The sequence below is a fragment of the Yersinia sp. LJYL362 genome (assembly GCF_048323875.1).
Genome location: NZ_JBLWEX010000072.1, coordinates 1 through 9,580 on the forward strand (window position 1 = coordinate 1; position 9,580 = coordinate 9,580).

Below are 9,580 nucleotides of genomic sequence, written 5' to 3' on the forward strand. Positions count from 1 at the left end.
CAGCACAAGTTGCCCGCTATCAACAGCTTTATCAACGCTATCAACAGTGGTGTCTATCCGCTGAGCCACACTACGCACCGGTAACCGAAGCGTGATTAACCGGCTGATTTATAACTTTATGCTGTATAAAAATTGATTAAATGGAGTATCCGATGGACGTATTCAAGCAATCAGAAGTGTGGTTTGTGATAGGCAGTCAAAACCTGTATGGCCCTAAAACCCTGCAACAAGTTATGGATAATGCCCATCATGTCGTCAATAGCCTCAATAGTGAAGCGGGCTTGCCGGTCAAACTGGTGCTTAAACCTTTGGTGACCACGCCAGATGAAATTACCGCGTTGTGTCGTGAGGCCAACTACGATACCGCCTGTATTGGCGTCATGACCTGGCTACATACCTTCTCACCGGCCAAAATGTGGATTGGTGGCCTGAGCATTCTGAATAAACCGTTGCTGCAATTCCATACTCAGTTTAATGCTCAAATCCCATGGGAAACCATGGATATGGACTTTATGAACTTGAACCAAACTGCTCATGGTGGTCGTGAGTTTGGTTTTATCGGCGCACGTATGCGCCAGCAACACAGTGTTATCACCGGTCATTGGCAAGATAAAGAAGCTCATCAGCGGATTGGCCAGTGGATGCGCGTTGCGGCAGCCAAACAGGAAAGCCAACAACTGAAAGTTGCCCGTTTCGGTGATAATATGCGCGAAGTCGCAGTAACTGAAGGGGATAAAGTTGCAGCACAAATCCAGTTTGGTTACTCGGTGAATGCCTATGGCATCGGTGATTTAGTCACCGTGGTGGATGCGGTCAGCAAAGGTGAGATTGATGCCTTGGTTGAAGAATATGAAGCCACTTACCGGCTGACAGATGCGGTGCAACTGAATGGCAATAAACGCGAAAACCTACTGGATGCCGCGCGTATTGAATTGGGTATGAAGCGTTTTCTGGAACAAGGTGGTTTTAAGGCTTTCACCACTAACTTTGAAAATCTATATGGATTAAAACAGTTACCGGGCTTGGCGGTTCAACGCCTGATGCAACAAGGTTACGGTTTTGGTGGCGAAGGTGATTGGAAAACCGCTGCATTATTACGCATTCTGAAAGTCATGGGTACCGGCCTAAAAGGCGGCACCTCCTTTATGGAGGATTACACCTATAACTTCCAGCCAGGTAATGATCTGGTGGTGGGTTCCCATATGCTGGAAGTGTGCCCATCTATCGCCAAAGAAGAAAAACCACTGTTGGATGTGCAGCATTTAGGTATTGGTGGTAAAGCCGATCCCGCCCGGTTGATCTTCTCGACTCCGGCAGGCCCGGCACTGAATGCCAGCTTAATCGATATGGGTAATCGCTTCCGCTTGTTGGTCAATGTGGTTGATACCGTCGAGCAACCGCATCCGTTACCAAAACTACCGGTAGCGCGCGCTATTTGGCAAGCTCAGCCTTCACTGGCAACCGCCGCCGAGGCATGGATTATCGCGGGTGGTGCGCACCATACCGTGTTCTCACAAGCTATTGGCGTGGATGAGTTGCGTTTGTATGCTGAAATGCACGGCATTGAATTCCTGCTTATTGATAACGACACCACATTGCCAGCATTCAAAAATGAAATTCGCTGGAATGAAGTCTATTACCATCTGAATCGCTGAGTCAGGCATATCCGTACATCACGATAAAGGGGGTTCCCCCCTTTAGACTGCTGACACACCTCGACAACTCGATCTTGCAAGGTGAAGGCAGGTAGAAGAGTAAAGCGTCCGCGCCAAGGAAGGCGCGGTTCGAGCCTACAAGGATGCTTGTTTTAACAAAAGAAGTACGGCGTCTTTACGATCTGCCTGTTTTCACCGATACGGGCACCTTGTCATTAAAACCCCCTTTCTTTACTCGGTCTGTAATCGCCACAGGCGTGCATAGGTGCCAGATTTATCCAACAACTCTTGATGGTTACCCTGCTCTAATACTTGCCCCTCTTTTAACACCAAAATACGATGACATTGACGCAAGGTGTTTAAACGATGTGCAATGCAGATTACTGTGCGATTACGCGTGATTTCCGGCAACTGGCGCATAATCGCCGCCTCAGACTCATAATCCAGCGCACTGGTTGCTTCATCAAGAATCAGTATTTTGGGATCCGCCATCAGTGCTCTCGCCAATGCAACTCGCTGCCGCTGCCCTCCCGATAACAAACTGCCGCGTTCGCCAACGGGCGTTTGATAACCCTGTGCTAGTGCAGCAATAAAGTCATGTGCGCCAGCTAATCGAGCAATATGCTCAACATGAGCATCATCAGCGTTTGGCCGACACTGGCATATGTTGTCACGTATCGAGCCAGAAAATAGTACGCTCTCCTGCAACACCACACTCATCTGACAGCGCAATGTGGTGGCATCCGTAATAGCCAAATCCTGCCCGTCGACCAAAATTTGCCCATGTTGTGGCGTATATAATCGTTGGAGTAGCTTGGTTAATGTGGACTTTCCACAACCAGATGGACCGGTAATACCGACAAACTCACCACCAGCAATATCTAAATTAAGGTTTTGTATCACTTCGGCGGTATCGGGTCGATAACGGAAACGTACCTGTTTAAAAGCCAGCCCCCCTGGGCTATTCGAACTCGATAACAACCCAGCGCTGCCCGGTTCAGTGGGATAATCCAGAATGGTACCAATGCGTTTTAGCGCCACCTGCGTATGCTGAAAATCTTGCCAGATTTGCGCCAAACGCAAGATAGGCTGAGTGACATAACCCGAAAATAACGTAAACGCGATAAACTGGCCGGGGCTAAGCTCTCCGTCCAATACCAACGTGACACCAACCCACAATAAAATTGCCGAAGTCACTTTATTAATTAAACTGATACCTTGCTCAGCAATATTGGCAGCTCTGGCACAAGCAAATGAGGCACGGACATAGTTTGCCAATGAATGCCGCCAACTCCGATTAAACTGGTTTTCGGTGGCAGATGTCTTGATAGTTTCCAATCCACTAATCGCTTCGGTGAGAAATGCCGTATTCTGTGCACTGGTTTCATATTGGCGCTCCACCCGCTTACGTAGCATTCCGCCCGCAGCCCACCAAAACAGCAGATAACAAACCAGAGAGAACAAGACTATCCATGTCAGTGGTTGGCTATAGCAAAACATCACTGCGATAAAAGTGCTGACAAAAACCAAATCCAGTAGCATGGTTAAAGCAGAACCGGTTAGAAAGCTGCGAATTTGCTCCATTTCTCGCACTTTAGCGATGGTTTGTCCGGTTTGTTGTGAAGCGAAGTAACCCAGTGGCAACCCCATTAAATGGCGATAAAGCCCGGTATTAAGTTCGGCCCCCACTCGGCTGGATAAATGTGAAAACAACCACCCGCGTAAAAAGGTATAGCAGGGTTCCACAATCGCCAGCGCAATCATGGCAATTCCCAGCACCATAAGGCTGCCCATCCCGCGACTCACCAGAACTTTGTCGATAACCGTTTCAAATAGCATCGGCGTCACCAGCAAAATCCCCTGCAATAGCAATGAAACCAAAATGATATTGCGCAACTGGAGGCGGTATTTGGTGATAACCGGAATAAACCAGCTAAAGCCAAAGGGTATTTTCTTTTGCTCATGCAGCTCAGCTTTTGCCAATAATATGGCCTCGCCACACCACAAGCTGGCGAGTTCCTGCCGGCTTATCTGTTTTTGTAGATGTTGTTGCTGACTATCGGCATAACAATAAATGCTCGCCTCTTGTTCATTAAGGGCCAATAACACGTACCACTGAGTATCACAACTGAATAGCAGTGGCAGCGTCAGATTGTCCAGACGTGAAATGGGATAGTTCACCGCCCTGGCCCGCAAACCAATCCAATTAGCACAGCGACATAGAGTAATATTATCGATATCTTGAGGCGCTAATCCGACCTTATGTGCCAAGTGTGAAGATTCAACAGCCAAATCAAAACAGGCCGCAGCACGGGCCAGCGCCGCCAACGGTTGATTAACCTGAGTCGTGGTTGAATTCATCATTATCAACGCTCCCTCATGGCTTCGGATTGGTACTGCTGCAACGGGCTGAGTAAGTAATCGATAACCCGCCGACGGCCGGTCTTAATCTCTGCGCTGACAGACATACCTGCTGATAAACGCACCGGTTTCCCCTCGACGGTCAGTGTGTCGCTGTCGAGTCGAATGCGTGCCGGAAACACCAAGCCTTGCTGTTGATCTTCCATGGCATCGAGGGAAATATGTTTGACTTCACCAGAGAGGGTACCGAATCGGGTATAGGGGAAGCTGTCTATTTTGACTTCCACCGCCTGACCCGGTAGAACAAAACCGATATCTTTATTGAGGATCATCACATCCAGTTCTAGCTGGTGACTTTCCGGAACCAAGACCATAAGCGGTTGAGCACTGGTGACGACACCGCCCAGTGTATGTACTGAGGATTGCTGTATCACACCGTCGACGGGTGCACGTAAAGTTTGTTGCCGCTGTTTTTCCGTTAACTTAACCAACTCTTGCTTTAGTTGGTTGATAACTTCGTGAGCCTTATTCAACTGCTCCTGATAACTTCGTTTCTTCTCAGCTAAATAGTGCAATCGGACTTGCGCAAGGTTGCGCATTTTAGCGCGCAGAACAGCTTGCTCACTCTCTAAACGATTGCCCTCCGCGCGCGCATTTAACCACTCCCGTTCTTGTATCAATACCTCAGCTTCAGCAATTGCCTTGGATTTCACCAGAGTTTGTAGTGCCTGCAATCTTTGATGAATATTTTTCATCAAAGCCTGGTGATGAGTAATATTGGTACTTCCGGCCTGAATATAAGCCTGATTAACGGCTCGCTCGCTGTCTTGACGTGCCAGCTCGGCGTTAACTTCATCATATTCTTTCGTCAACAGGGATTTAGCTGTCATGACTAAATTCTCAGGGCTATTATCGGGATAGATGAAATTCGTCAGAGGGGCATCAGTGAGCAGCGCCGACATTCGCGCGGCCTCCAGCGAACGGTGCATTAATTGTTGGTTGATATTATTAACTTCAGCATCGACCCCAATGGGGTTGAGTTCTAACAGCACCTGACCGGCAACCACCCTGTCACCATCATGAACATTGATTGCCACCACAACACCAGGCTCAAGTGACTGGATAATTTTGGAATGTTCAGCAACAATCACTTTCCCATTTGCTGATGCATGAATATCTAGCCTTCCCGCAATCGACCAAACTAATACCAATAACAATGTCAGTGCCAAAAACCAGGCAGTACGCCTTGCCAATGGCGCTACCGGACGCTCTACAATATCCAGATAGGCCGGAAGAAAGTCATATTCGTCGCGGGTTCGTTTCGCTGCGTGATGGCGTTGCCAGCGTTTTTTTAACCCGTCGAAAATGGCTAATTTCGCCCAAAATTGCATCAACTTCATTGTGATTCCTCATGGCTAAAGTCGGCTTGCTGCTGCCAAAGTTGGGCATAGATACCGTTCTGCGCCAACAGTTGGTCATGATTTGCCAGCTCAGCCACACAGCCTTGTTTTATGACGGCAATACGATGACAGTGCCGCACCGTCGAAAGGCGGTGAGCAATGGTAATGACGGTGCGGTTGGCAATAATGCGGGACATATTTTTCTGAACTTCAGCCTGCGACTCATCATCCAGAGCACTGGTCGCCTCATCAAAAATCAATACGCGGGGATTGGCCAGTAGAGTACGGGCAATCGCAATACGCTGACGTTGCCCACCAGAAAGGGATGCCCCGCCTTCAGACAGCACGGTGTCATACCCTAGCGGCAAGGCCAGAATAAAATCGTTCGCGCCCGCCAGACAGGCCGCATCAACGACGTCACTCAGTGAGGCAGTTGGCCGAGAATAGGCAATATTTTCACGAACAGTGCGGTTAAACAGGTAGTTTTCTTGCATGACCACACCGACCTGACGACGTAGATACTCAGGAGAGAAATGATTTATCGGGTAACCATCAATATTAATAACACCCTGTTCAGCGATATAAAGGCGCTGTAACAGCCGCGCGACCGTACTTTTTCCTGAACCTGACGGGCCGACCAGCCCGACATGCTCTCCCGCGCGCAGTGATAATGAGAAATGACGCAATACAGGATCAAGATCGGGGCGATAACGGAAAACCACATTGTCCAAGGTGATATCACCGTTAAGTTGGCGATTAGACGGTGCGGCACCCGTGGCTTGCTCGACCGGCAAACTTAAAATATCGGATATCAGCATCAGCCCAACTTTCGCTCGTATACTCTGCTGCCATAAATCAACCAACTTACTCATTGGCATTAATGCTTGTACCGCCAGCATATTAAAAGCAATTAACTGCCCGATACTCAGTTGCACAGACATGACTTGATATGCCCCAATGACAATCACCAACGCACTGGCCAATTTTTGCAGTAACTGGGCACACTGGCTGCTGAAGTTTTGCAGGTTTTGCACCTGAAAATTAGCTTGAGCGTAGTCCCGTGTTTGCGTCTCCCACCGCTGCTGCATCTGCGGTTCTAAGGCCAGGCTTTTAACGGTTTCAACTCCGGAGACAGTTTCGGTTAAAAATGCACCATTCTGAGCGGCGCAACTGCACAACACTTCAACTCTCTTTTGCAAGGGACGGGTGGTTAATGCCGCTAATAACAGATATAGCGGCAGTGTAGCCAGGACAATTAATGTCAGGAGCGGCGAAATACACCACATAACAATAAATAAGATGAGGGTAAAAACAACATCAACACATAAGGTAAGCGCTGTCCCGGTAATAAACTCACGAATATTATCCAGCTCACAGACTCGCGCCACAATATTCCCGACATGTCGTTGCTTAAAATAACTTAATGGTAACTTTATTAAGTGATTAAATAGTTTACCCCCCAATAAAATATCCACTCGAGTTGTGGTATGACTAAAAATATATTCACGCAAAAACTTCAGTACAACCTCATATACTCCTACCACCAGTAATACAATAATTAACACGTCGAGAGTCGTTAGTGCATTATGCACCAGGACCTTATCCATAATAACCTGAAAGAAAAGTGGTGATATCAATGCCAAAAACTGTAATAGCATTGATAACACCAGCACCTGGATCAGGGATTTGCGATGGCGTAATAAAACGGGGATAAACCACCGAATATCAAAGCGTGAATGGCTACAATAGAATACCACCCCACCCCACATCTCACTAAGTATCTGATAACTAATTATTTGTGGCTTATTGCTATCAGCATGCTGCAGCAATGCCTCATTATCATTTAATCGTGCTAATAAGATAAACCTGCCCTCTGTATCACGAAATGCCAGTGGTAACTGCTCAGGTTTTATTTTATTTAATGCCCGTTTTTTCATTTTAAAACGGGTCGATGTCGCACGTGATAACTGTGATAAATATTGTTGCAATGAGGCGAGTGGCCCCCTGGTCGAAAGATCAACAGCAGCATTTTTACCCAATATTTCTACTGACTCCGCATTAACCCCTGCTAAGCGAAGTAATCGCGCAGCACAGACCAAAGAAGAGTGAATATGATTTCCCATAAATTAGACTACCTATAATTTTACCGTCAAAAACAAATAATTGTTCATGAAACCATAGAATATGACCATGGGATTGTAGGGCTTCTTTTATATACCACTCTTATAATCTAAGAATTTAAAATAAAACCGATCTCAAAATTTCTTTAATTTCATCAAAAAAAACAAAACTCACAAAATTAAAATATAAAAAGTAGAAATCGCAATATTGGTGTTATGGGTTAACCCGCAAACACCATCGCGCTATCAGCGGCGGTGGCCTCACATTTATTGATGTGTATCGCCAATTTTTTAGCGCTTTGTGTGATAATTTCGCCGTGATTTATAGTCATCGTGATTGGCCACCGCCGTTTTATCACCACTAACAGGAACTTTCGCACCATGACACCGACACTGTCTTCCTCTGCCGATGCTCTCCCTTCGCTATCAAATATCAGTCCTGAAAAAAATTTGCTTCCCATTCAGCAAATTGCACAACAATTAGGCCTGAGCGCAGATGATTTAATCCCCTATGGTCACCCTATGGCGAAAGTTGATATCCGTGCATTACGGCCCGGTGGCCCACAAGGCAAACTGATTCTGGTTTCCAGCATCACCCCAACACCGCTGGGGGAAGGTAAAACCGTCACGACCATTGGTTTAAGTCAGGGAATCAACCGCTTAGGCTATCGCGGGGTGGCTTGCATCCGTCAACCGAGCCTTGGTCCAGTCTTTGGTGTTAAAGGGGGAGCGGCTGGCGGTGGTGCAGCACAAGTGTTACCCATGGAGAAGTTGAACCTGCATCTGACCGGTGATATCCATGCTATTAGCGCAGCACATAATTTGGCAGCGGCGGCGCTGGATGCACGTCTGTATCATGAACAGCGCATGGGCTCGGCTTTTAGTCAACAAACCGGCATGCCACTGCTAAATATTGATGCTCAACAGATCCTCTGGCCGCGAGTGGTTGACCATAATGATCGGGCGCTGCGCCATATTCAGGTCGGTGTGGGCGGCGGTACTCACGGTGTTGAGCGGCACGACCATGTAGAAATTACCGCAGCATCAGAACTTATGGCCATTCTGGCGTTGTCAGAAAGCTTGCACGACATGCGCCAACGCATTGGCCGGATAATTTTGGCCCACAGCACTAGCGGGCAAGCCATTACGGCTGATGACTTGGGGGTGGCAGGTGCCATGACGGCGCTAATGAAAGAGACCATCCACCCAACACTGATGCAAACCAGTGAACAGACGCCAGTGCTTATCCACGCCGGGCCATTTGCCAACATTGCCCACGGGAATTCTTCAGTGCTGGCTGACCGTCTGGGATTGCAGTTAGCAGACTATGTGGTGACGGAAGCCGGCTTCGGTTCTGATATGGGTATGGAGAAGTTCTTTAATATCAAGTATCGACAATCTGGTATTGCGCCATCCTGTGTGGTTCTGGTCGCCACATTACGTAGCCTGAAAGCCAATAGTGGTGTTTTTGATATCAAACCGGGCCAACCTCTGCCTGCTGAAATTCTCGATACCAACATTCCTTTATTAAGCCAAGGTTGCGCCAATCTAAAATGGCATATTAATCATGCCAAAAGCTATGGCTTACCGGTGGTGGTGGCCGTCAATTGCTTCCCTGACGACAGCCCGGAAGAGCTGGCCTTTTTAGCCGACTATGCGCTATCTGCTGGCGCAGTTGCCTGTGAAATCAGTGAGGCTTTTGCCAAAGGTGGCGCGGGCACCACCGCCTTGGCTCAGCGCGTTATCGATGCTTGCGCTCATGCATCTCCTCCAGTACTGGCGTACCCTGACAGTGCCTCATTGGAGCAGAAAATAGAGATTTTGGCGCAGCGCTATGGCGCCCGTGAAGTCACGTTCACCCCACAAGCACGTCAGCAGCTTGACTCCATCACTGAGGCCGGTTTTGGTCATTTACCGCTGTGTATCGCCAAAACACCGTTGTCCATCAGCGCAGATGCCAGCTTAAAGAATGTTCCACGTGACTTCGTGTTGCCTGTCACCGCCTGTGCGGTGTCAGCCGGTGCCGGATTTGTGCGCATTTATG

The 9,580-nt window shown here is 48.0% G+C and carries 5 protein-coding genes; 2 read left to right on the forward strand and 3 right to left on the reverse strand.

Annotation, left to right across the window (positions count from 1 at the left end):
* The first annotated feature begins 152 nt into the window (after positions 1–152).
* Positions 153–1,655, forward strand: a complete 1,503-nt coding sequence (gene araA, locus ACNSO8_RS03015) for an L-arabinose isomerase (RefSeq protein WP_005164787.1) — start codon at positions 153–155, stop codon at positions 1,653–1,655.
* Positions 1,656–1,886: 231 nt separating this feature from the next.
* On the opposite strand, the gene ACNSO8_RS03020 is transcribed toward araA, so the two are convergent.
* The 3 genes from ACNSO8_RS03020 to ACNSO8_RS03030 are packed head-to-tail and all read right to left on the reverse strand — an operon-like array spanning position 1,887 to position 7,539.
* Positions 1,887–4,019, reverse strand: a complete 2,133-nt coding sequence (locus ACNSO8_RS03020; RefSeq protein WP_263700690.1) for a type I secretion system permease/ATPase — start codon at positions 4,017–4,019, stop codon at positions 1,887–1,889.
* Between the two features lie 2 nt (positions 4,020–4,021).
* Positions 4,022–5,416 (reverse strand): HlyD family type I secretion periplasmic adaptor subunit, encoded by a 1,395-nt coding sequence (locus ACNSO8_RS03025; RefSeq protein WP_019079459.1) that lies wholly within the window; start codon positions 5,414–5,416, stop codon positions 4,022–4,024.
* Positions 5,413–7,539, reverse strand: a complete 2,127-nt coding sequence (locus ACNSO8_RS03030; protein WP_418393787.1) for a peptidase domain-containing ABC transporter — start codon at positions 7,537–7,539, stop codon at positions 5,413–5,415. Before ACNSO8_RS03030 ends, ACNSO8_RS03025 begins: the two co-directional genes overlap by 4 nt.
* 378 nt (positions 7,540–7,917) lie before the next feature.
* Between ACNSO8_RS03030 and ACNSO8_RS03035 the strand changes: the two genes are divergently transcribed.
* A partial coding sequence (locus ACNSO8_RS03035) for a formate--tetrahydrofolate ligase (RefSeq protein WP_418393788.1) occupies positions 7,918–9,580 on the forward strand: 1,663 nt, incomplete at its 3' end.